Raw genomic sequence first — 23,099 nt, 5'->3', positions numbered from 1 at the left:
AAACTCCCCTCCTCCCCACTTTTGAGTGGAAAAGGCTCACCCCAAAGGGTTGACCAAAGGAAAAGGGTGGACGAAGGGGGATGTGCGGGGTGATGAACAAGGTCATGCGCTGTGGAGCGATTTGTCGACTGGATGGGGCTTCGGTGTCGACTTGTCCCCAGATGGAGAAGCGGACCTGTGGATAACTTCTGTGGACAACGAAAATCAGCAGGTAGGACCGGCCGGTCTTGTCAGAACCGCCCGTCCTGGCACCGTGCGACCCAGTCCGCCGCCCCCACGAACTCCTCGTCCGACGTCCCGGGGAACGGCGGCAGCACCTCCCCGGGACGTACGTCCGCACGCGGGTACGAACCGAGGAAGCGCACCTGCAGACAGATCCGCTTGAGCCCCGTCAGCGCCTCGGCCATCCGACGGTCCGAGATATGTCCCTCGGCGTCGATGCAGAAGCAGTAGTTGCCGATCCCGGCACCGGTCGGCCGGGACTGGAGCAGCATCAGGTTGATGCCACGGGTGGCGAACTCTCCCAGCAGGTCGCGCAGCCCACCGGGGTGGTCGTCGCGCTGCCACAGCACGACGGACGTCTTGTCGGCGCCCGTGGGCGCGGCGGGCCGGGCGGGGCGGCCCACCAGCACGAACCGGGTCTGGGCGTTCTCCGCGTCGTGGATCTCCGTCTCCAGGGCCTCCAGGCCGTACCGGGCGGCGGCGAACTCACCGGCGAAGGCGGCGTCGTACCGGCCCTCCTGGACCAGCCGCGCACCGTCCGCGTTGGAGGCGGCCGACTCCCAGACGGCGTCCGGGAGGTGCGTCTTGAGCCAGTTGCGGACCTGCGGCTGGGCGGCCGGGTGGGCGGTGACCGTCTTGATGTCCGACAGCCTGGTGCCCGGCCGGACGAGCAGCGCGAAGGTGATCGACAGCAGCACCTCGCGGTAGATCATCAGCGGGGTGCCCGCGACCAGTTCGTCGAGGGTGGTGGTGATACCGCCCTCGACGGAGTTCTCGATGGGGACGAACGCGGCCTCGGCCTCGCCGACGCGCACCGCGTCGAGCGCGGACTGCACGGACACGTACGGGATCAGCTCACGGGTGGCCGCCTCGGGAAGCGTGCGCAGGGCGACTTCGGTGAAGGTGCCCTCTGGTCCGAGATACGCATAGCTCGCTGGCATGACCTCACCCTAATGGGCCCCGGCCGACGGCAGCTCCGCCAGAGCCCTCAGGGGTGACACGGGACGGTTCTCACCCCTCCAGCAGTCGCTGCCCCACATACTCTCCCTCCGCCGCGCCGCCCGGCACCGCGAACAGCCCGCTCGCCTCGTGGCGGACGAACGGCGTCAGGGCGTCGCCCCGGTCGAGCTTGCGCTGCACCGGCACGAAGCCGCGCAGCGGATCGGCCTGCCAGCAGATGAACAGCAGCCCCGCGTCCGGCGCCCCGTCCGCGTCGATGCCGTCGTGGTACGAGAACGGGCGGCGGAGCATGGCGGCGCCGCCGTTCTGGTCGGGCCGGGTGATCCTCGCGTGGGCGTTGATCGGGACGACCAGGTTGCCCCGGGAATCCGTCTTCTCCAGGTCCATCTCGGACGTCTCGGTGCCCCCGGACAGCGGCGCCCCGTCGGACTTGCGGCGCCCGATGACGCTCTCCTGCTCCTTGACCGGCAGCTTCTCCCAGTCGTCCAGCAGCATGCGGATACGACGTACGACGACGTAGGAGCCGTTCGCCATCCAGGCCGGCTCGCCCTTTCCGGGGACGAAGACCCGCTCGTCGAAGTCGGACTCGGCGGGCTTGGGGTTGCGGGTGCCGTCGACCTGGCCCATCAGGTTGCGGGCGGTCATGGGGTGAGCGGTGGCGCCGGGTGAGCGGTTGAAGCCGTTCATCTGCCAGCGCACCTTCGCCGCCGAGCCCGCGTCCTTCTGGACGGCGCGCAGGGCGTGGAAGGCCACGAGGGCGTCGTCGGCGCCGATCTGCACCCACAGGTCGCCGTTGCTGCGGGTCTTGTCGAGATGGTCGGAGGAGAAGTCGGGCAGCGGGTCCAGGGCGACCGGGCGCTGCTTCTCCAGACCGGTGCGCGCGAAGAAGCTGTGGCCGAAGCCGAAGGTGAGGGTCAGTGAGGAGGGGCCGGCGTCACGGGCCACGCCGGTGTCGTCCTGCGCGCCGGCCTCGCCCGCCATCAGCCGACGGGCGGTGTCCGACCAGCGGCGCAGCAGGGCGGCAGCCTCCTTGCGTCCGGCCCCTGGGGCGAGGTCGAAGGCGATGAGATGGCCGCGGGCCTGGAGCGGCTGGGTGATGCCGGGCTGATGTTTCACGTGAAACTCGACCCGGCTGTCGCCCACCGACGTCAGCGGGGTGGCTCCGGCGGGCGCCGCCGCGTATCCCGCGGCCCCGCCCGCCGCCCCGAGGACGAGCCCGGTGGCACCGGCCGTGCCGAGCAGCCGGCGCCGGGAGATGCCGTTCCCGGTGGTCCGGTCCCCGGGCTCCTCCTGGGGTGCCCCGGAGGTCCGGGCCTGCGGAAGGGTCTGGTCAGCCATGGTGGTTCAGCCGATCTTCGTGTTCTTCGAGACGGTCACCTGGTCGATGTCGGAGGTCCGCACGGTCACCTCGACCTTCCAGTCGCCCGTCATGGGGATCTGTACTCCGCTCGCCGACCAGTGTCCGGTGGTGATGTGGTCGGGGACGACGGGCAGCGGCCCGATGTCCTTGGCGGAGAGGGTGAAGGCGACCTTCACCTCGGGGATGTCGACGGCCTGGCCGTCCGGGCCCTCCACATAGACGTGCATGTCGTTGTCGCCGACCCGAGCGGGGTCGAGGTCGACCGTGACGACGCCCTTGCCGTTCTCGCCGCCGGTGTCGAAGGGCATGTTCAGCGTCACCGCGCCGGTGCCCTGGCCGGTCGGGGCGGACGACGAGGACGAGGCGGAGGTGGCCGCCGCGGCCTCCTGCTCGGTGCGCCCCGGCTCGGTCTGCGTCAGCACGGTGGTGACGGCGAGCAGGACGACGGCGATGCCCGCCTCGGCGAGTACGGAGCGGCGCAGACCGAAGCGGTCGGGGTCGGCGTCGCGCAGCCGCTTCTGCCGGGCGCTCTCCATCGCGGCCCGCTGCCGGGCGAGCTGAGCGGCCCGGGCGTCGCCGCCCTTTTCGGCCCCGGTGGCCTTGCCTGCCCCTGCCGGCTGCTTCTCCTTCTTCTCCTCCTCGCGCGCCGCCGGGGCCGACGCCTCCGCCAGCCGCGCCGTCCAGCGCCGCGAGATCGAGGCGATCGCGACCATCACCACCACGAGCCCGATCTTGGCGAGCAGCAGCTGCCCGTACCGGGTGTCGGTGAACGCCGACCAGGAGCCGAGCTGTCGCCAGCTCTGGTAGACGCCGGTGACGACCAGCGCCACCACGCTGCCGAAGGCGAGCCGTGAGAACCGCTGGACGGCGTCCCGGTCGACCGGGGTGCCGGCGGGCGCCCGGTAGAGCGCGACGAGCAAGGCGGTGAGTCCGCCGAGCCAGGCGGCGACGGCCAGCAGGTGGAGCACGTCGACGGACATGGCGACACCCGGCTGGAGTCCCTGGGAGGCGTGCTCGGACATCGCCCAGCTCGCGGCGATCCCGGCCGCCACGACCATCCCGCCGATCGCCAGTCCGAAGGTCAGGTCCCGCTTCTCCTCGGCTTCCCGCTTGTCGTAGGCGCCGAACAGCACCGCGATGAACAGGGCCGCCGCGGCGAGCAGCAGCAGCCGGGACACCAGTGCCGCGCCGGTCTTCGTCTGGAGCACGTCCCCGAGCAGCGACAGGTCGAAGACGTCGCCGACCGCCCCGGAGGTGGTGTAGGAGCCGCGCAGGAGCAGCAGCGCGAGCGTGGCCGCGGTGAGCGCCAGCCATCCGGAGACGACCAGCCGCTGCACCGCCCGCACCCCGGCGCCACGCCCCCAGCAGGCGAGCACGAAGGCGGCCCCGCCGGCCATGACGGCGAAGCCGGCGTACGACACGTAGCGGCCGATGCCGTACAGCCAGCCGACCAGGCCGTCGTCGGAGGCCTGCGCGGAGGCGGAGACGGAGGTCTCGGAAGGGGCGCCGATGGAGAAGGTGAAGGCACCGGCGACGGGATGGCTGTCCGCGGACACCACCTGGTAGGCCACGGTGTAGGTGCCGTCGGGCAGCCCGCTGAGCAGCCGCACGGTGTACGTCGTGCCGCTGAGGTTGGCCGGGTCGCCCTTGTCGACCCGCTTGCCCTTGGGGTCGAGGACGCGCACGGCGTCGGCGCTCACCGCGATCTGTTCGGAGAAGGTGAGCGAGACCTGGGTGGGCGCCGTGTCGACCGCCGCCCCCTGCCCGGGATCGCTGCCGGTCAGCGCGGCGTGCGCGGAGGCGGGAGCGGCTCCGGCGAGGAGCGCGCCGAGGACCGCCAGGAGCAGCAGCACCAGGGTCCGCACGCGGGGGGCGATGGTCTGGGTCACAGGGGTGTCTCCCTCAGTGTCCGGTCTTCGGGGTGTAGGTGGCGGGCTTCACCGGGATCTCGACCGTGACGGGGTCCGACTCGGCGAAGCGCAGCTCGACGGAGACCTTCTGACCCTGCTTCGGCTTCCGCTTCAGCTGCTCGAACATCAGATGGCTGCCGCCGCTCTCCAGCACCAGGCTGCCGTGGGCCGGGATGTCGAGGGCCTCGGCCTCCTGCATGGCCCCGTCGACGGTCTCGTGCACGGTGACCTGGTCGGCGACGTCGCTGCTGACCGAGGTCAGCCGGTCCGCGGAGTCGCCGTCGTTGGTGATGGTGAGGAAGCCGGCGGCCATGTCGGAGATCGGCTGCGGCATGTACGCGGAGCCGACGGACAGCTCCGCCGCACCGCCGTCCGAGCCGCCGCAGCCGGCCAGGGCCAGCGCCCCGGCGACGACCAGGGCCGCGGCTGCCGGGCGCCTCACGGGTTCTCGCCCTTGATGATCTCGGGGAGGTCCTTGGTGTAGTCCTCGACGGTGGCGTCCTCGCCGTAGAGGACGTACCCGCCGTCGGTCTTCGGCGAGAAGGCGATGACCTGGGTGCCGTGGTCGGAGACGGTCTTGCCGTTGTCGTCCTTGCGTGGCGGGTCGATCGAGATGCCGAGGGTGCGGGCACCGGCCTGGATGGTGTCGAAGTCGCCGGTCAGGCCGACGACCTGGGAGTCGATGCCCTTGAGCCACTTGCCCAGCGCGGCGGAGGTGTCACGCTCCGGGTCGGTGGTGACGAACACGATCCGCAGCTCGTCCTGCTGCTCCTGGGACAGCTGCTTCTTGGCCACGGCGAGGTTGTTCATCGTCAGCGGACAGACGTCGGGGCAGTGCGTGTAGCCGAAGTAGATCAGCGTGGGCCGGCCCGCGGTCTGCTCGCGGAGGTCGTACTCCTCGCCGTCGGTGTCGGTGAGGACGAGGTCCGGCTTCTCGAACGGCTTGTCGAGGACGGTGGCCGCCTTCCGGGCGCCGGCCTCCTCGGACACCACGGCGACGGGGTCGCCGCTGTCGCCGGACCCGCTCCCGCAGGCGGAGAGGGTGAGGGAGGCGACGGCGAGCAGGGCCGCGGCCGCGAAGGTCTTCTTGCGCATGAATGGTCCTGAGAGGTGAGTGCTCCGGCGCGCACCGGGAGGCCACGGGGCCGTGGGCGGCCCGGTGCGCGCCGTTGAAGAAGAGGGAGGTGGTCAGGCGGTGGTGCGCCGGCGACCGGCGAGGACGCCGTAGGCGACGCCCGCGGCGCCGACCACGATGCCGACGACGCCCAGGACGCGGGCGGTGGTGTCCGTGCCGCCGGAGTCGCCCTCGTCGTCGGAGGCGGAGGTCTGGGCGGAGGCGTTCTCGGCCGCCGCGGCGTCGTCGGAGGCCTTGTCGTCGTCCGCGGCACCGTGCGAGTGGCCGTCCTCGGAGGCCTCGGACAGGGTGAGCACAGGGGCCGGGTGCTCGGGCTCCTCCTGGCCCTCCTGCGGCACCTCGATCCAGCGGACGACCTCCTTGTCGGAGTACGTCTGCAGGGCCTTGAAGACGAGTTCGTCGGCGTCCTCGGGCAACGTGCCGACGGACACCGGGAACTTCTGGAAGAAGCCGGGCTCGATGCCGTCGCCCTTGGCGGTCCAGGTGACCTTGGAGACGGCCTCGTCGATCTTCTTGCCGTGCATCTCCAGCGGCTTGTCCAGCTTGGACGTGGTGACCTTGACGTCCCAGCCCTCGACCGGCTGCGGCATCACGGACGCCAGCGGGTGGTCCGTGGGGAAGGTGACCTCGAGCTTGGTGGTCGAGGCGTTGTCCCGCTCGTTGGGGACCTTGAAGCCGACGACCGCGTAGCCGCCCTTCGCGGCCTCGCCCTCCGGCTGCACGCTGACGTGCGCGAAGGAAGGGGTGGACACAGCGAGAACGGCGACACCGGCGACGGCGACGGCGGCGGCGATACGGGAAGCCTTCATGGCAGAAGCACTCCGCTTCGGTTGAGGTTTCACTGACGGTGAGGGATGTGCCGCGCGTACGGCCGGACGGGCCCTTCGGGCAGGACGGCCGGGCGCACACGGAAACGGCCGCACGCGCGCGTGCCGCACGCCGGCGCCCCTCTCCTCGGCCGAGAAAACCCGGAGTGGTGGTCGCCTTGCGTCAGGCGGCGAGAGCGAGTGCGGTGCCGGCGGCCGGCGGGCCCCGGCGGATCACCGTGTGGTGCAGTCCGGCGGAACGGGGCGGAAGCGGGGCGAACAGCGCGGTGCGCGCCATGCGCGGGGTCCCTTCCGGTGCTCCCGGGAGCCCGGAGCGCAGAGCACGCACCAGGGCGAGCGCCGCGCGGAGGGACCGTACGAGGGCCCCCTCGGCGACACCGTGCGCCGACAGTTCTGCCAGCCGCAGCAGGGCCAGGTCACCGTGGCGCAGCAGCCATCCCGCGGCCAGCGCCGCGAGGACGTGGCCGAGCAGCATCGGCAGTGACGGCAGCAGGGACGCCGGGGCGTCCGCGGCGGTCTCCGCGTGGGTGGCGGCCCCGGCGTGGTGGACCCGCGCGTCGATGAGGACGCGCTCGGCCTGCGCGGGACTGAGCCCCGCCGCGGTGGTCCCGCACAGCAGCCGCGCGGCCCGCTCGACCAGTGCGGCGTCGGAGAGCGCGGACGACGAACCCGTGGCGGGCGTGCCGTGCTGCCCCAGGCCGAACAGTGTGTGCAGGGCCGTCTGGCCGCAGGCCAGCAGCACCGCGATCCCCGGCAGCGACCGCGCGCGTCCGGAGAGCGGCGCGGCGACCGCGAGGACCCCGAGGAAGCCCGCGCCCAGGGTCCACAGCGGTACGGCGGTGCAGGAGGCGAGCGTGTGCCCTGCCCCGGCCAGCACGACGCAGACCGCGGCGAACACCGCGGCCCGCAGGATCCGGAGGCCTCGTCCGGAGCGTGTCGTACACGGGTGGGGGGCAGACATGGCGCGCTCATCATCGCACCGGCCCACCGGCCGTCGTACGGCAGGTCCGCAAGATGAGGTACGACCGGAAGATCACATCTGCTACGACACGCCCCACATACACCGATCGGATCCACGACACACCCGCCATATGGGCGGTGTCACGTCAACTCCACGCTTACGGATGAGAACTCAGGGCAATACGTAACGGTATGTCGAGCCGCAGCCAGGAGGCTGGAGCATGAGCATCTGGTGGTCACTCCATCTGCGGCGCGACGCCGCCAGCGTGCCGCTCGCCCGGCGCCTGCTGCTCGGCACCATGGAGACCGCGGGCGTCGACCCCGACGTCTCCTACGACCTCTCCGTCGCCCTCAGCGAGGCCTGCGCGAACGCGGTCGAGCACGGCGGGGACACCGCGCGGGGCGGCACCTCGGAGGCGTTCCGGGTGACCGCCTATCTCGACGGCGAGAAGTGCCGCATCGAGGTCGCCGACGCGGGCCCCGGCTTCCCCGGTGCGACCGGGAGCCGCCCCCGCCCGCCGGCCCGTCCCGCGCCGTCCGACGCGGAGCACGGACGGGGCCTGTGTCTCATCCGGGAGCTCGCCGACCACGTCCACATCGGCAACAAGCCGGGCCGCGGCGGCGCGGTGGTGAGCTTCGACAAGATCCTCAAGTGGCGCGAGGACGCCCCGCTCGTCGCGGTGTAGCGAGTCGCGGTGTAGCGAACCGCGGTGCGGCGACGGGAACGGCCGGGCACGCGCGCGTGCCCGGCCGTCGCGCGGTACGTCAGCCCTTCAGGGCCGCCATCCACGCCTCGACCTCGTCCGACCGCCGGGGCAGCCCGTCGGACAGGTTCCGGTTGCCGTCCGCCGTGACGAGGATGTCGTCCTCGATGCGGACACCGATGCCGCGGTACTCCTCGGGCACGGTCAGGTCGTCGGCCTGGAAGTACAGACCCGGCTCGACGGTGAGCACCATGCCGGGCTCCAGCGTGCCGTCGACGTACGTCTCGGTCCGCGCGGCGGCGCAGTCGTGGACGTCCATGCCGAGCATGTGACCGGTGCCGTGCAGCGTCCAGCGGCGCTGCAGACCCAGCTCCAGCACCCGCTCCACCGGGCCCTCGACCAGGCCCCACTCGACGAGCCGCTCGGCCAGCACGCGCTGGGCGGCGTCGTGGAAGTCGCGGTACTTGGCGCCCGGCTTCACCGCCGCGATACCGGCCTCCTGGGCGTCGTACACGGCGTCGTAGATCTTCTTCTGCAGCTCGCTGTACGTGCCGTTGACCGGCAGCGTGCGCGTGACGTCGGCCGTGTAGTACGTGTGCGTCTCCACGCCCGCGTCGAGCAGCAGCAGGTCACCGGAGCGGACCGGGCCGTCGTTGCGCACCCAGTGCAGGGTGCAGGCGTGCGGTCCGGCGGCGCAGATGGAGCCGTAGCCGACGTCGTTGCCCTCCACACGGGCGCGCAGGAAGAACGTTCCCTCGATGTAGCGCTCGCTGGTGGCCTCGGCCTTGTCGAGGACCTTCACGACGTCCTCGAAGCCGCGCACGGTGGAGTCGACGGCCTTCTGCAGCTCACCGATCTCGAAGTCGTCCTTGACCAGCCGCGCCTCGGAGAGGAAGACGCGCAGCTCCTCGTCGCGCTCGGCGGTGACCTTGTCGGTCAGCGCCGCCTCGATCCCGGCGTCGTACCCGCGCACCACCCGCACCGGGCCGGTGGCCTCGCGCAGCGCGCCGGCCAGCTCGCGGACGTCGGAGGCGGGGATGCCGTACAGCTGCTCGGCCTCGGCGAGGGAGTGCCGGCGGCCGACCCACAGCTCGCCCTGCCCGTCCAGCCAGAACTCGCCGTTCTCGCGGTTGGAACGGGGCAGGAGGTAGATCGTCTCCTTGTGGCCGTCGGCCGTGGGCTCCAGGACGAGGACGCCGTCCTCGGTCTGGTTGCCGGTGAGGTACGCGTACTCGACCGACGCGCGGAAGGAGTACTCCGTGTCGTTCGAACGCGTCTTCAGGTTGCCCGCGGGGACGACCAGACGCTCACCCGGGAAGCGGGCGGAGAGCGCCGCGCGGCGGGCGGCGGTCTCGGCGGCCTGGGGGATCGGCCGCAGATCATGCAGCTCGGTGTCGGCCCAGCCGCTCTTCATGCTCTCGGCCAGCTCGTCGGACACGCCCGGGTACAGGCCGTTCTTGCGCTGCTTGACGGGCTCTTCCTCGGCAGTCTCCGGGGTCTCCGGCAGCTCCTCGGCCACGGTCATCCTCCTTGATACGGCACTGGACCACCCCCCATCGTACGGTCGGGCGGAAACGGCCGAATGGGGCACGGACCGGTAGCGGAGAGGGACGGGACGGCTACTCGAACCGCGCCGCCAGCAGCACCACGTCCTCCCTGGAGTCCGCCGTGTCCGCGCCCTCGGGCAGCACCGCGCGCAGGACGTGGTCGGCGACGGCGCCGGGGTCGTGGCGCAGGGCCTTCGGCACCCCCGCCGCCGCGGTGTGCAGCCGCGCGAAGGCGCGGTCGGTCGGGTCGCCGGTGCGGTGCAGCAGCCCGTCGGTGTAGAGCAGCACCGTCTCCCCCGGCTCCGCCTGGACCTCCACGCTCGGCGCCTCCCAGCAGGCGAGCATGCCCAGCGGAGCGGAGACCGACGTCTCGACGAACTCGGTGCGGCGCTCGCCGAGCAGCAGCGGCGGACTGTGCCCGGCGCCGGCCAGGGTGATCCGGCGCAGCGCGGGTTCGCAGTAGCCGAACAGGGCGGTGGCCGACCGGGCCGGTTCGGTGAGCCGCAGCAGCAGCTCCAGGTCGGACAGGACGGCGACCGGGTCCTCGCCCTCCATCACGGCGTACGCGCGCAGCGACGCCCGCAGCCGGCCCATCGCCGCGACCGCGCTCGGCCCCGAACCGGTGACGGACCCGACGGCGAGACCGAGGGCCGCGTCCGGGAGCGGCAGCGCGTCGTACCAGTCGCCGCCCCCGCGCGGGGAGGTGCGGTGCCGCGCGGCGAGCCGGACGCCGGCGACCCGGGGGAGACGGGAGGGCAGCAGTTCCTCGGCCATCGTGGCCATGCACACGCGCGTGCGCTCGAGTTCGAGGAGCCGGGCCAGGTGCTCGGCGGCGTGACGGACGTACAGGCCCACGAGGTGGCGCTGCCGCTTTGACGGCTCGGCCGGCTCGTCGTAGAGCCACACCGCGGCGCCCAGGCGCCCGGCGGTCCCGGTGGCGAGGGGGAGGGCGAAGCTGGCGGCGTAACCGAGGCGGGCGGCGACCTCGCGGTGCCGGGGGTCGAGTCCCTTCTCGGCGAACAGGTCGGGTTCGGCGATGCCGTCGTCGGCGCCGGGCAGTCCGTCGAGGATCCTGCCGTACGGCAGTGAGCCGCGCGGCACCGTCTCCATGTGGCCGAGATCCGCGCGGGCCAGTCCCAGGCCGATGGTGGTGGCCGGGCCGAGGCCGTCGACGGGTTCCAGGGTGACGAGCCCGCGCCGTGCGCCCACCAGGGCGGCTCCCGCGCGCAGCAGCTCCTGGAGCGCCTCGTCGAGCGTGCTCGCGCGGGCCAGGCGTTCGGTGAGTTCGTGGAGGGTCGTGAGGTCGGAGACCCAGCCGGCGAGCCGGTCCTGGAGCAGCGCGCCCGGTGCGTTCTGGGGGTTTGCCGGGGGAGCCGGGGAGGTACCCGCGGTGACGGACGCGACAGTGTGTGCGGGTGAGGGAACCGTTGAATCGATTCCGGCCACTTTCGGAGGGTGCGGAGCGTTCATGGTGTCCGGCTTTCCGACCGGTACGTACTGCTCAAAAGCATCGCAAACCCCCATGTCATTCTGCGTCGCCGGCAGTGTCTCCACATGTACACGTACTCGTGAGGAGATGTCCAGCATTGTCCTGCCGGTATTCCTGGTGTCCGTGGGATTGGAGAGAAGTCCCCGCAGACCCCTTGCCGAAATGTGAAGTTGGCTTGAAACTGCCTCAGGGGGAGGCATATTGCGGTCGACTGGCCTTGCTCGACGGAGCGTCACAACGGTCGTGATGGGTACGTACTCGGTGAAGACCAGGGGCGGTTGGGAACCGCTCGGGAACCTGGCGACGGACCCGGGCGTCTTAACCACCGACGACCGTGCCCCATCCTCCCGTGGCGGAGGCGGAGAGAACCACGTGCGACGGCAAACGCCAGACTTCGCCACCCCCACGCCACGCCCGTACTTCTGATAGACGCGGTACGGGTGGAACGGCCGCGGAGGCAGCCCGTGCTCGGCCCATAGGGGTACCCCCTGCCCGGCGCGGGGGTGTGATGCGCCCATAGGTACGCACAGTGAAGTGATCGACACATGACGTGATCTGGACCACGGTGTTGCCAGGCGTGCAACGGAAAGGAACGAGCGCTCATGCGCGAGATCCTCGGAAGGCGACGCAGGCTCCTGTCCCGGCGCGGCGACGGAGGGCCCGATCTGATCGGCGCGGCCCTGACCTTCGCCACGGACTGGCAGTGGCCCGTACTCCCGGGCGTGGCGGCGGACCCGCAGGGCAGGTCCCGCTGCGCCTGCCCCGACCCCGAGTGCACGGTGCCGGGTGCCCACCCGTTCGACCCCGGCCTCCTCGCCGCCACCACCGACGCGCGCATGGTGCGCTGGTGGTGGGGGAACCGGCCGACGGCGCCGATCGTCCTCGCCACCGGAGGCAAGGCCCCCTGCGCGGTGTCCCTGCCCGCACTGCCGGCCGCCCGCGCCCTCGCCGCGCTCGACCGCCACGGCATGCGGCTCGGCCCGGTCGTCGCCTCGCCGGCCCGCTGGTCGATCCTGGTGAAGCCGTACTCCATGGAGCAGCTGGGCGAGCTGCTGTACGCCAAGGACTTCGTCCCCGGCTCCCTCCGCTTCCACGGCGAGGGCGGCTACCTCGCGCTGCCCCCGTCCGAGACCGCGCAGGGCGAGATCCGCTGGGAGCGCGCGCCGCTGCCCGGCTCCGCCTCGCCGTGGGTGCCCGATGTCGAGGCGGTGGTGGACGCCGTGGTCGACGCCCTCACTCGTACGGGTGTGAGCGCGCCCGAGATGTAGCGGGTGCGCGCACGGCATCCCGGCCGGGGAGCGGTCTCTCCTCCCGGACCGGGGTGTCCGCGCGCCTCGCGGGCGCCGTGGCGATCTGCGCGGTCGTGTGCTGCCGTGACGGGGGCGGGGGCCACGCCTGCGGGCGAGCCGGTGCGGTACGGCCCACCGCGCGCGGGACGTCAAGGTGCCGCTGCCGCCGGCGAGGGAAACCCGTCCGGGTCCGGGGAGCACACCGGTTCCGCACGGACCGCCGCGCGCGGCGTCGGCGTGATGCCGCCGTGCGGCGTGGTCCCGTGCTCTCCTCCCCTTCCCCGGCGGCATGGAGGCGTGGACCGGCGTGCCGGCGCAAGGGCGGGACCTCTGGGCGTGGACTCACCACCGCAACGCCACCGGCGGGGTCTGGGACGCCGTACCCGGCCTCATGGGATCCGGTGGGGATCCGGCGACGGAGACGCCGCGCAGTGAACGGGCTGCCACGCGCGAGACGCCGGGCCGGCTCGGCGGGGTGGTCGAGGCCGACGTCGTAAGGGGACCGCAGCCGTCGCGCTCCGGAAACAACTCCCCTATGACAACGGGCGGTTGACGGGCGAACGCGTTCCGTGAACGGTGGCCGACACGCAAAGACCCGGTTGCTGGCGACGGGGGATGCACCAGCAACCGGGCTACTGGAACGGTAACAAGAGATCGGCGGTTCGCAAATTCGAACTCGGCTTTTCCGGTCACCGACTGGCTTGCCCGCGCCGGGAGTTGCGCAGCGTGCCGATGGTGCGTGACGGGGCGGTTCCGCCGGCCGGGCGACCGGCGGAACCGGGGGTGCGGCCGGGCCTCAGCTCAACGTGACCTGGCGGTTCGTCAGGCCGCCGCGCGCGCGGCGCTCGTCGGCGGTCAGCGGCGCGTCCGTTGCCAGCGCGGCGGCGAGCCGCTCGGCGAACTCGGCCGCCGGCTTCTCCACGTCCTCGGCGCCGACCCCGCTGGGCAGGTCCCAGACGGGCACGGTGAGCCCGTGAGCGCGGAAGGAGCCCACGAGGCGGGTGCCCTCACCGAGGGAGGAGCCGCCCGCCGCGTGCAGCCGCGCGAGAGCGTCCAGAAGCTGCTCCTCGGGGTACGGCATGACCCACCGCAGATGGTTCTTCTCGGGCGTCTCGCACCAGTACGCCGAGTCCACGCCCGTCAGCTTCACGGTCGGGATGGCCGCGGCGTTGGCCCGCTCCAGGGAGGCGGTGACGTCCGGCGTGGCGTTCTCCGGGTCCGGGACCCAGAACTCGAACCCGCTGTGCACGACCGGCTCGAAAGCGCCCTCGGGGTCGAGCAGCTCCTGCAGCCGGGGACCGTCGGCGGGGGCGCGCCGGGCCTGCACGGGGGTGCCCGGGTCGGCGGCGAGCGCACGCTGCAGGGTGTCGGCGAGATCGCGGCTGATGTCGCCGGAGGAGGTGTCGTTCTGCAGGCCGAGCAGGACCGAACCGTCGTCGCGGCGCAGGGCGGGCCAGGCCATCGGCAGCACCGTGGCCAGCGTGACCGACGGGACGCCCTCGGGCAGGCCGTCCTTGAGCGTCAGTCCGACGGTAGCGGCCGGCACCAGCTCGCGCAGCGCCACCCAGTCGCACTCGCCGGGCAGGCCTTCGAACGGGCGGTGCACCAGCTCGGTCACCGCGTGCGCGGCGGCACGGCCGTGGCAGGCCTTGTAACGGCGGCCACTGCCGCACGGGCAGGGCTCGCGGGCGCCGACGACCGGGATCTGCCCGTCCGTGAGCTGCGGGCGCTTGGCCTTCGTCTGGGGTCGCTTCTTGGCCATCGTGGGTGTCTCCCGGTTACGGCTCGTCTCGTACGGGCGCGAGCCTAGCCGTTCACGCCACGGCCGACGGGAACCTGTGGACGACGTGCCGACCTGTGGACACCGGGGACACCGCGCCGAACCGGCGCCGTCTCCCCGGCCGGGGCCGCCCTCAGTCCAGGTCGTCGAAGACGTCCGCGAAGTCCAGCCCGGGTATGCGGGAGACCGCGGGCGCCGTCACCCGTGCGGCGAAGTCCTCGCGCCGGTGCCCGGCTCCGGCGTCCGGGTCGTACACGTCGTCGTGGACGACGACCCACACCGTGACCTCGCCCGGCACCTCGTCGCGTACGCCCCAGTCGTCGGCCAGCGCGGTGATGATGTTCAGTCCCCGTCCGCCGTGCGCCGTGACCGACGGGGTGGCCGGAGCCGGACGGGTCGGGCCACCGCCGTCCGTGACCTCCACGACGAGCCGTCCGCACGGGTCCACCCGCCAGGCGGCGCGTACGTCCCCGTCCCCGGCCAGGGCGTCACCGAGCGGCCGGCCGTGTTTGCACGCGTTGCTCAGCAGCTCGGAAAGAATCAGTACGGCGTCGTCGATGACCGGGTCCGCCACCCCGCCGTCGCGCAGCTGCGCGCGCATACGGCGCCTCGCCTGTCCCACGCCCGCAGGGCCATGGGGTACGGCCATGCTCGACGACGTGGGCACCTCCTGTGCCACCACCAACGCCACCCCCGAGACCTCCTTCGCCCCACGCCACGGTGTGGATGCCCCATGGGCCCGAACGGGAAACCGGTCGATCCGTGAGCGGTGACGCACTCCAAGCGAGCGAATACGCACCGAACGCGCCGGAGCACTCCCCGTAGCCATGTGGCTGGATTTCGTCGCTGTGGCCGAGATGCGAGGATGCGCCGGAGTCGGGCACGGGGTCAAGACTCGTGCGCACTGCTCCTGGGGCCGGTGGGGCGGATGGTGCGCCGCGCGGTCAGCGGCCGAGCTGGTCGAGCACCGCGCGAGGGCGGTTGGTGATGATGGCGTCCACACCGAGACGCACACAGAGGTCCACGTCCTCCGGCTCGTTCACGGTCCACACGTGCACCTGGTGCCCGGACTGCTTCAGGCGCTCGATGTACGCGGGGTGGCTGCGCACGATGCGGATCGAGGGCCCCGCGATCCGTACGCCGGCGGGCAGGCGTCCGTCGCGCAGCCGCGGCGAGACGAACTGGGTCAGATAGACCGTGGGCAGCGTCGGCGAGGCGGCACGCACGCGGTGCAGCGACCGCGCGGAGAAGCTCATCACGCGCACCGGGGAGTCCTCCGCGGCGGCGGGCACGTCGAGGCCGAACCGCTTGAGCAGGAGCAGCAGCCGTTCCTCCACCTGTCCCGCCCACCGAGTGGGATGTTTGGTCTCGATCGCCAGCTCGACCCGGCGCCCGGCGTCGGAGACCAGCTCCAGCAGCCGCTCCAGGGTGAGGACGGAGGTGGCCTCCCTGTCCTCCGGGCGGTGCTCCCAGTCGGGCTCCTCGACGCGCGGCCCCCCGAAGGCGTCGCGGCTCTTCCAGGAGCCGAAGTCCAGGGCGGCCAGATCGGAGAGCTCGAGCGTCGACACCGCACCGCGCCCGTTGGACGTACGGTTGACGCGACGGTCGTGAACGCACACAAGATGACCATCGGCGGTCAGGCGCACATCGCATTCGAGCGCGTCCGCACCGTCCTCGATCGCTTTGCGATACGCGGCCAGGGTGTGCTCGGGGGCGTCCTCGGAGGCCCCGCGGTGCGCGACGACTTGGGTCAGGTGCTGCCGTGCGTGGGTCACCGCGTCATGGTGCCACCGTGCACGGGTAGACGGGTGCCCGGAGTGGAGTGAACGGTGTCGCCGTCCGGTCGGAGGCATCGAGTGGCGCGCCTTACATGAGTAATGCCCTATATAAAGAATGACTCCGGACCCACAGGAACGGCTTATGGTGCCCTGACGGCCTGTGGGAAAAGCTGACGTCATACAAAGAGACATGCACAGCTGCATCGCGCCGGACTCGTGGACGGGCGTGAACGAGCGTGACCGAGTGCGACCGACAACAACAGCCGTGGATCGAGGAGAGAAGCTGTGAGCACCGAGAACGAGGGCACCGCGGTACCCCCGGCGCCGTCCGTACCGCCGCCCGCGCCGGTGGATGCTCCCGCTGCTTCGGCGCACCAGGGGCACCCGGCCCCGGGAGCGGCTCCGGACCCGGCCCCGTCCGCACCGCCGCAGGCGCCCGTACAGAACATGGGCCAGGGATACGGCTCCGGCCCCCAGACCCCGGTGGGCGAGACCGGCTGGGGCCCGCACGGCGCCCACGGAAGCCAGGGCGCCCACGGAGGCCAGGACCCCACCCCTTCCTCCTCCACCCCTGACGCCTCCTGGCCCCCGCCCCCGCCGCCGTCCACCCCGTCGTACGGCGGTGGCGGCGAAGGCGACGGCGGTGCCGGGCACGGTTCGAGCGGCTGGGGCTCCTCCTACCAGCAGCCGGCGCCGAAGAACGGCGGCGGGCGCGGCCGTCTGCTCGTCGCGGTCCTGGTGGCCGCACTGGTCGCGGGTGGCGCGGGCGGTGGCCTCGGCTACACGCTGGCCAAGGAGAACGACAGCAACGGCTCGACGACCGTCTCGGCGTCCACCAGCGGCGGCAACGTGAAGCGCGACCCGGGCACGGTCGCCGCCGTGGCCGCCAACGCGCTGCCGAGCACGGTCACCATCGAGGCCGAGAGCAGCAGCGGCGAGGGCGGCACCGGCACGGGCTTCGTCTTCGACAAAGAGGGCCACATCGTCACCAACAACCACGTGGTGGCGGACGCCGTCGACGGCGGCAAGGTAACGGCGACCTTCCCCGACGGCAAGAAGTACGACGCCGAGGTGGTCGGCCACGCACAGGGCTACGACGTCGCGGTCATCAAGCTGAACAACGCCCCCTCGGACCTGAAGCCCCTTCCCCTGGGCAACTCCGACGAGGTGGCCGTCGGCGACTCGACGATCGCGATCGGCGCGCCCTTCGGCCTGTCCAACACCGTGACGACGGGCATCATCAGCGCGAAGAACCGCCCGGTCGCCTCCAGTGACGGCACCGGCAGCCAGGCGTCGTACATGAGCGCCCTGCAGACCGACGCGTCCATCAACCCGGGCAACTCCGGCGGTCCGCTGCTCGACGCGCAGGGCAACGTGATCGGCATCAACTCCGCGATCCAGTCCACCAGCAACGGCGGATTCGGCACGGGGCAGGCCGGCTCGATCGGCCTGGGCTTCGCCATCCCGATCAACCAGGCCAAGTACGTCGCCCAGGAACTGATCAAGACGGGCAAGCCGGTGTACGCCAAGATCGGCGCGTCGGTCTCCCTGGAGGACGCTACGGGCGGCGCGAAGATCACCGAGCAGGGCGCGGGCGGCTCCGAGCCCGTCGACCCCGGCGGCCCCGCCGACAAGGCCGGCCTGCAGCCCGGCGACGTCATCACCAAGCTCGACGACCGGGTCATCGACTCCGGCCCCACCCTGATCGGCGAGATCTGGACCCACAAACCGGGCGACGAGGTCACGATCACCTACGAGCGCGACGGCAAGGAACACACCACGGAACTCACCCTGGGCTCCCGCACGGGCGACAGCTGACCTCACCCACGGACCCCGAACCCGTTACCCTTGTCCCCGCGCCGCCGATCACCGGCCGGCGCGGGGAGGCGTGCCCGAGCGGCCGAAGGGAACGGTCTTGAAAACCGTCGTGGCAGCGATGTCACCGTGGGTTCAAATCCCACCGCCTCCGCGCGAGGAGCAGTGAGAACGGCCCCCGACCAGGTGCACGGTCGGGGGCCGTTGTGTGTCGTGGTGCTCGTGCGCGCTTCAGTGGGTGGGGGCGCCGCTGGATATCGTCAGGTCCGATCTTGCTGCTTCATGGAGGACGTTCAGCGCCTCCACCAAGGGGATCGGGCGAAGTTCGGCTGTCCCGTTCGAGGGGACGCGTGCTGTTCCGAGGAGTTCCCAGGTCCGCTGGTTGACGGCGTGTGCGGCGGTGGCGGCCTTGTCGTCGCTCAGCAGGACGAAGGTCTCGAAGAGGACCGATCTCCTCTTCTCGTTCCCCTCCATCTCGGTCAGCGCGTCAGATGGGTCCTTCCCCTGGTCACGGGCCCGCCCGGCGTCCATGGCGGCCCTCTGGATCTCCTTGATGCACGACACGTACTCGATGTACGTGTCGAGCTTTCGCTCGTCCCACCGGGTGGCCATCAGGTGCCGCAACTTGGTCCGCTCGGCCATGGCCGTCGCGAAGTAGGACGTCAGGGCGCCGATGAGGACGCCGACCAAGGTGATGATCTGGGTGGCCATGCCGGACAACGTACCGGTGCGGGAACCTGCCGGCCGGGGAGTGCGGGTCAGGGGCGTTCGCGGGTGGCCGGGTTGTTCAGGCAGAGCGCGATGTTGCGGACCGCGGCGGTGAGTTCCTCGATCACCCGGGCCGCCTGTTCGGCGTTGTGGAAGGACGGGCTTCCTGTCAGCGCCAGGTCCAGTTCCTGCGCGGACCGGAGGGCCGGCCCGAGGCCTTCGAGGGAAGGGGACGCGGGTGCGGGCGCCTCGGCCGGCGCGGTGGCGGGCACGCTCGTACCTGCCGCGGGAAGGGGCCCCGGTGCCGTCGGGTCCGCCGCGGGTGTGCCGGAGACCGCGGGTGCCGGCTGGTGTGCCGGCTCGGACGCGGTCGGGGGTGCCGACGGTGCGGTCGGCGGTGCGGTCGGCGGTGTGCCGGTTACCGGGTCTGCCCGGCGTCCGTCGAACGGGGCGGGGAAGGCGCCGAAGTCGCCGGTCACGGAGGCGCATTCCTCCGCTTCCGGCCGGTGCGGGTCCTGGGGGGTCCGCCGGTCGTGCGGGGACACGTCCGGCGCGTGGCGCGTGCGGGGGAGCACGAAGTGCTCGAAACCCGGGAACGAAGGAGTGGCGGGGTGGGCGGAGGAGCGCGGGTTGTACTCGGCCTGCCACTGCATGCGGTAGCGGTCGACCTGGTCGGCGCAGGCCGTGCGGGCGTGGAAGACGGCCGTGTCCTCCCCCAGGTCCGGGTACCAGAGGTTCGGGCCCGGGAAGCGCACGGTACGCACCCGCGGCCTGATCGGCTCGGCGCACCCCATGCAGCAGCCCTCAGGCACCATGAGCGGGATGCCGCCGTCCTGCTCCGGCCAGCGGGGACCGCCCTCCCATCGGTACTCCCCGTGGTGGCAGGGCGGCAGCTCGCCGCAGGCGCGGCAGACGGCATAGTGCTCGGGGAGGACCCGCCAGTCGTGGCTGGCGGGGGCGCACCAGTGCTTCGGTGTGGAGCGGGGCAGGTTCTCGTTGCGCAGCACCAGCACCACCGGGCGCTTGTAGAACTCGGCCCGCTCGGGGGCCGGTTTGACCGCCTGGTTGTTGGCCCGTCGCAGTTCGTTGGCGTGCCACCACAGTTCCACGTGGTCGCGCCAGGCCTTCTCGTAGGAGTCCGGCCACCAGTTGCTCGGGTAGCCGTTGATCTCCAGGATCCGCCACCCCTGCCGGTCCAGTACCACGATGGAGCCGGCTCGCAGTCGCATGTGCGTTCCGTTGTCCCCCTCGTCCGGCCAGTCGTGACGGCCGATACGAGTGGGCTGGTCTGGGAGCCACCTGCGAACCTGCATGTCATGCTCCTCGGCAACGAAACTTCATAGTTTCAACTGGGGCAGTGAGTAACATTCTGAACAATCAGGACGTTTGGGTCGCTGTAGACACGCGCACGCTGCTGATAGCAGCTGATCGAAAACGTCTCCCGTGGCATCGTTTTCTTTCGTCCGATCCCCTGTCACCAGGCTTTTTCTAATCTCGGGCCATTGCTGGGGGTGATCTTCACAGAGGCCGGGGCAGCGGCTTCGTACCCCGGTGATGGGGCCTGACACTCACCCGTACGTGTGATGAGGTTCAGGCTGTCGCCACTCCGTACGTGTGCATCGCCGCGCGGGACCGTCACTCCGCGCGCCCGGAATGATCCGAGCGGCGGCCTCTGGAGCTCTCCGTCCTCGGCCGGCCGTTCCCAGGGCAGGTCCCGCAGCGAGGGCTCCGCGTCGCAGCCGGACGGTACGCGCGGGGAGGGCTGGAACCGGACGACGGTGAGGCGGGAGCGGTGCAGGGAGCGGTCGTGGGCCGGGTCGAGCGCCTCGGACCGGAAGCTGCCGACGCACGTCACGGCGGGCAGCACCTCCACGGGGCCGAAGGCACCCGTGTACTGGTCGGGGTACTCGCGCGGGGGCGGGATCAGGTGGACCGGGGTGCCGGGGAAGGCGCGCTCGGCGGACCGGAGCAGCCAGTCGATCGTCCTGTCGTTGAGGGGCTTGCACGGGTAGCCCTCGAGCGGTCCGCCGTACGTCGACGACATCCGCAGCTCGGAGAGGTCGACCGAGCGGCCGGAGCCGAGGAGGACGCGGGCGAGTGACATGGTCGGCACTTCGGAGCGGTGGTGCATCGGGGTCTTTCGGTTTTCCGGGGGCGCAGGAGACGGACGAGGGCGGTCAGGGGCGGTGCCCCGTCATTCGTGCCGCCGACGCGATCGTCGCGCGGGCTTCGCGTTCGGACAGGCCGGTGCTGAGGGCCGCGCCGACCAAGGGGTCCACCAGGGCCGGGCCGATTCCGTCCTCGTAGGCGCGGCAGGCCGCCCAGAACAGGCGGGTGTTGCGCTGGCCCTCGTGTGCCGCGAGGACGAACTGGACCAGGCCCTGGCCGTGTCCGCCGGCCGACGGGGGCGTCGGGGGGTGGGTGCGGGGCGGTGGGAGGAGCAGGCGCAGGAGGGCGGGCGGGCAGGGCGCCGGGGGCAGACGCGCGGTGCCCGGAGCGGTGGTGTACGGGCCGTGGTCGGTGTGGGAACCGGGGCCGACGAGATAGCCGCCGGCGCCCCGGATGTCGATGCCGGGGGCCAGCCGGCCCGCGGAGTTGGGGACGACGACGTCCGGCGGGCCGCTCAGCCACAGGTGACGGCCGCCGCTCGGGGTCAGGACGATCACCGTGGCGGGGATCGTGAACAGGTGGCGTCGGGCCAGTTCGCGCAGGGCGGCGAACGAGTCCGTCCCGGTCTTGGTGTCCAGGTCGACGCCGATGAGGTGATGCGGGGGCAGTCCGCAGGCGATGCCGTAACCGGTGGCGCGGGGCGCGGCGGCGAACAGCGCGCGGATGCGGGCGGGGTCGGTGGAGGCGTCGTGGACGCCGTGGCCGAAGCGGCCGCACTCGCCGTGACAGGGCGGGCTCAACGGCTCCGGGTCGTCGTGGTGCGGGGAGCGCAGGGCCGGGAGTTTCGTCCGGGACAGGGGGATGACGGCCAGTCCGCGTTCGGCGGCTGACAGGGCGTGTGCGAGGGCCAGGGTCGCGGCCTGCCGGTCGGTGGTGGCCATGCCTCCATGTTCGTACACATGTTCGAGGATGGGAAGAGGGGGAGCGTGCGGCGCTCCGGGGCGGGGCGTGGGCGGGAAAGGTGGCGGAACGCTTCGTCCCTTACGGGGAGCGGGGCGGGGAGTCCTATCGGAAAGGGGTGGGATTCAAGGGGCACGTCCGGGTTTATCGCCTTGTCGTCACGCTTGCGTGCGAATGACGGCGTCCGGGGTGGTTCGCCGGGGACTCCCTGGGCAATCCTGATCTCGCGACGTCGTGCACACCGCCGGGGCGGGGGGACAACTTCCCTGGTGACAGCCGTACTTCACGCACGCACGGTCATGAGCCACACACGGTCATGGGCCGGTGCGTCCTTGTTCTGGAGGGAACACAACATGGCAAGCATCCGTACCGCCCGCGTCATCGCCGCGGTCTCCGCCCTGCCGCTCGCGGCCGCCCTCTTCAGCGGCGTCGCGGTGGCGGACAGCGGTGCCCTCGCGGACGACGGATCGAACGCGACGGCCACGAGCTCCGAGGCCGACGCCCTCGGCAGCGGTGTCGGCGGCGACAACTTCGGCAACTCGGCCACCTCGCAGCAGCAGGCCACCGGATCCGGCGCCACGAACCAGAACAACACCGCCCAGGTCACCGGCTCCGCCTTCACGACCGTCAACCAGGGCAACGACAACGTGGTCATCGGCTTCACCCCGCTGTGGTGAGGCCGGCGCCCTGACCGTGCGGGTGTGCTTCGTGGGGTGGGGGGCGTCCGGACGGCGGTGCTTCGGTGCCGTCGCCCGGACGTTCCGGGGGCGGTCCCTCAGGGGCCGACCCGCAGTACCCCTCACCCGCTGGTCCACCTCCAGGAGGTGCAGCCGGCCCCACCCCTACAACCTGAGGGGGACGTGCCTTCGGGACCTGCGGGCGATCCGCCGGACCGGCCCCGCTCATAGCGTTGAGCCATGACCACACCCGTCTGCACCAGCGCTTCGAAAGCCGCCACTCCAGCGACAGCGGCGCAGACCCTCCCGTACCCGTCGTTCTCGTCGTACATGAGGGCTCGCCAGCCGGTGCTCCTGCGTACCGCCCGGTCGCTGACCGGGAATCCGAGCGACGCGGAGGACCTGCTGCAGACCGCGCTCACCAAGACGTACGTCGCCTGGGAGCGCATAGAGGACCACCGGGCGCTCGACGGTTATGTGCGCAGGGCGCTGCTGAACACGCGCACCTCGCAGTGGCGCAAGCGCAAGGTCGACGAGTTCGCCTGCGACGAGCTGCCCGAGCCCGACCCGGTGCCCGGCGGCGACGACCCGGCCGAGCAGCAGGCGCTGCGCGACGCGATGTGGCGGGCGATCATGCGGCTGCCCGCCCGGCAGCGGGCGATGGTCGTGCTGCGGTACTACGAGGACCTCAGCGAGGTGCAGACGGCCGAGGTGCTCGGCGTCTCGGTGGGCACGGTGAAGTCGGCCGTGTCGAGGGCGCTCGGCAAGCTCCGTGAGGACGCCGAACTGGGGCTCGTCCGCGGCTGACGCGCGCCGGTCCGCCGACGCGGTGTGATCGATCATTCGCTCCCCTAGTGACATACCGCGCG

General features: G+C 71.9%; 20 protein-coding genes, 1 tRNA gene and 1 pseudogene. 6 read left to right on the top strand and 16 right to left on the bottom strand.

What is annotated here, in order from left to right:
• Nucleotides 1-230: 230 nt before the first annotated feature.
• The 7 genes from pheA to ACFV5H_RS02330 form a co-directional block, all read right to left on the bottom strand.
• Entirely contained in the window at nt 231-1,163 is a 933-nt protein-coding gene (pheA, locus tag ACFV5H_RS02360; protein ID WP_385047015.1) for a prephenate dehydratase, read from the bottom strand.
• 70 nt (nt 1,164-1,233) lie between these two features.
• Nucleotides 1,234-2,520: an iron uptake transporter deferrochelatase/peroxidase subunit gene (gene efeB, locus ACFV5H_RS02355; RefSeq protein ID WP_385192354.1), complete on the bottom strand. Its 1,287-nt coding sequence runs from the start codon at nt 2,518-2,520 to the stop codon at nt 1,234-1,236.
• A gap of 6 nt (nt 2,521-2,526) precedes the next feature.
• A complete protein-coding gene (locus tag ACFV5H_RS02350) occupies nt 2,527-4,431 on the bottom strand; it encodes a copper resistance CopC/CopD family protein (RefSeq protein WP_385192351.1) in 1,905 nt (634 codons plus the stop codon).
• A gap of 13 nt (nt 4,432-4,444) precedes the next feature.
• Nucleotides 4,445-4,894 (bottom strand): copper chaperone PCu(A)C, encoded by a 450-nt coding sequence (locus ACFV5H_RS02345; RefSeq protein WP_385047024.1) that lies wholly within the window; start codon nt 4,892-4,894, stop codon nt 4,445-4,447.
• Entirely contained in the window at nt 4,891-5,547 is a 657-nt protein-coding gene (locus tag ACFV5H_RS02340) for an SCO family protein (protein WP_385047027.1), read from the bottom strand. Before ACFV5H_RS02340 ends, ACFV5H_RS02345 begins: the two co-directional genes overlap by 4 nt.
• 93 nt (nt 5,548-5,640) lie before the next feature.
• A complete protein-coding gene (locus ACFV5H_RS02335) occupies nt 5,641-6,396 on the bottom strand; it encodes a YcnI family protein (protein ID WP_385047030.1) in 756 nt (251 codons plus the stop codon).
• Nucleotides 6,397-6,577: 181 nt separating this feature from the next.
• Entirely contained in the window at nt 6,578-7,375 is a 798-nt protein-coding gene (locus ACFV5H_RS02330) for a hypothetical protein (protein ID WP_385047032.1), read from the bottom strand.
• Between the two features lie 220 nt (nt 7,376-7,595).
• On the opposite strand from ACFV5H_RS02330, the gene ACFV5H_RS02325 reads away from it, so the two are divergent.
• On the top strand, nt 7,596-8,060 hold the full coding sequence (locus ACFV5H_RS02325) for an ATP-binding protein (RefSeq protein ID WP_385047035.1): 465 nt from the start codon (nt 7,596-7,598) through the stop codon (nt 8,058-8,060).
• A 79-nt stretch (nt 8,061-8,139) separates the two neighbouring features.
• Here ACFV5H_RS02325 and ACFV5H_RS02320 read toward each other — a convergent pair whose 3' ends face one another.
• On the bottom strand, nt 8,140-9,597 hold the full coding sequence (locus ACFV5H_RS02320) for an aminopeptidase P family protein (RefSeq protein WP_385047038.1): 1,458 nt from the start codon (nt 9,595-9,597) through the stop codon (nt 8,140-8,142).
• A gap of 100 nt (nt 9,598-9,697) precedes the next feature.
• Nucleotides 9,698-11,212, bottom strand: coding sequence for a PP2C family protein-serine/threonine phosphatase (locus ACFV5H_RS02315; RefSeq protein ID WP_385192348.1), 1,515 nt, complete (start codon nt 11,210-11,212; stop codon nt 9,698-9,700).
• 504 nt (nt 11,213-11,716) lie between these two features.
• Between ACFV5H_RS02315 and ACFV5H_RS02310 the strand changes: the two genes are divergently transcribed.
• Nucleotides 11,717-12,382, top strand: a complete 666-nt coding sequence (locus ACFV5H_RS02310; RefSeq protein WP_385047044.1) for a bifunctional DNA primase/polymerase — start codon at nt 11,717-11,719, stop codon at nt 12,380-12,382.
• An 817-nt stretch (nt 12,383-13,199) separates the two neighbouring features.
• Here the strand turns inward: ACFV5H_RS02310 and ACFV5H_RS02305 are convergent.
• The 3 genes from ACFV5H_RS02305 to ACFV5H_RS02295 all read right to left on the bottom strand — a co-directional run bounded on the left by ACFV5H_RS02305 (nt 13,200) and on the right by ACFV5H_RS02295 (nt 15,958).
• Entirely contained in the window at nt 13,200-14,165 is a 966-nt protein-coding gene (locus ACFV5H_RS02305; RefSeq protein ID WP_385047047.1) for a DUF5926 family protein, read from the bottom strand.
• Between the two features lie 151 nt (nt 14,166-14,316).
• Nucleotides 14,317-14,961, bottom strand: a complete 645-nt coding sequence (locus ACFV5H_RS02300; protein ID WP_073933392.1) for an ATP-binding protein — start codon at nt 14,959-14,961, stop codon at nt 14,317-14,319.
• 166 nt (nt 14,962-15,127) lie between these two features.
• Complete coding sequence (locus ACFV5H_RS02295; RefSeq protein WP_385047050.1) at nt 15,128-15,958, bottom strand: glycerophosphodiester phosphodiesterase; 831 nt, start codon at nt 15,956-15,958, stop codon at nt 15,128-15,130.
• 288 nt (nt 15,959-16,246) lie between these two features.
• Between ACFV5H_RS02295 and ACFV5H_RS02290 the strand changes: the two genes are divergently transcribed.
• Both ACFV5H_RS02290 and ACFV5H_RS02285 read left to right on the top strand, forming a co-directional pair.
• Complete coding sequence (locus ACFV5H_RS02290) at nt 16,247-17,779, top strand: S1C family serine protease (protein WP_385192345.1); 1,533 nt, start codon at nt 16,247-16,249, stop codon at nt 17,777-17,779.
• Nucleotides 17,780-17,843: 64 nt separating this feature from the next.
• Nucleotides 17,844-17,930 (top strand) — tRNA-Ser (locus tag ACFV5H_RS02285).
• 77 nt (nt 17,931-18,007) lie between these two features.
• On the opposite strand, the gene ACFV5H_RS02280 is transcribed toward ACFV5H_RS02285, so the two are convergent.
• The 4 genes and pseudogenes from ACFV5H_RS02280 to ACFV5H_RS02265 all read right to left on the bottom strand — a co-directional run bounded on the left by ACFV5H_RS02280 (nt 18,008) and on the right by ACFV5H_RS02265 (nt 21,534).
• Nucleotides 18,008-18,487, bottom strand: a complete 480-nt coding sequence (locus tag ACFV5H_RS02280) for a hypothetical protein (protein WP_385047056.1) — start codon at nt 18,485-18,487, stop codon at nt 18,008-18,010.
• 47 nt (nt 18,488-18,534) lie between these two features.
• Entirely contained in the window at nt 18,535-19,713 is a 1,179-nt protein-coding gene (locus ACFV5H_RS02275; RefSeq protein WP_385192342.1) for a hypothetical protein, read from the bottom strand.
• A gap of 446 nt (nt 19,714-20,159) precedes the next feature.
• A pseudogene (locus ACFV5H_RS02270) lies at nt 20,160-20,588 on the bottom strand (hypothetical protein); the annotation flags it as partial.
• Between the two features lie 73 nt (nt 20,589-20,661).
• Complete coding sequence (locus ACFV5H_RS02265) at nt 20,662-21,534, bottom strand: bifunctional DNA primase/polymerase (RefSeq protein ID WP_385192340.1); 873 nt, start codon at nt 21,532-21,534, stop codon at nt 20,662-20,664.
• Between the two features lie 372 nt (nt 21,535-21,906).
• Between ACFV5H_RS02265 and ACFV5H_RS02260 the strand changes: the two genes are divergently transcribed.
• Both ACFV5H_RS02260 and ACFV5H_RS02255 read left to right on the top strand, forming a co-directional pair.
• Nucleotides 21,907-22,230 carry a hypothetical protein gene (locus tag ACFV5H_RS02260; RefSeq protein ID WP_385047065.1) on the top strand — a complete coding sequence of 108 codons (324 nt, stop codon included), beginning with the start codon at nt 21,907-21,909 and terminating at the stop codon, nt 22,228-22,230.
• Between the two features lie 240 nt (nt 22,231-22,470).
• Complete coding sequence (locus ACFV5H_RS02255; RefSeq protein ID WP_085571229.1) at nt 22,471-23,037, top strand: SigE family RNA polymerase sigma factor; 567 nt, start codon at nt 22,471-22,473, stop codon at nt 23,035-23,037.
• The last annotated feature ends 62 nt before the right edge of the window (nt 23,038-23,099 follow it).

The organism is Streptomyces sp. NPDC059787 (genome assembly GCF_042732315.1).
GTDB classification, from domain to species: domain Bacteria; phylum Actinomycetota; class Actinomycetes; order Streptomycetales; family Streptomycetaceae; genus Streptomyces; species Streptomyces atrovirens.
The sequence above is the reverse complement of the archived record's forward strand: the minus strand, read 5'-3'. Positions and strand labels throughout refer to the sequence as shown.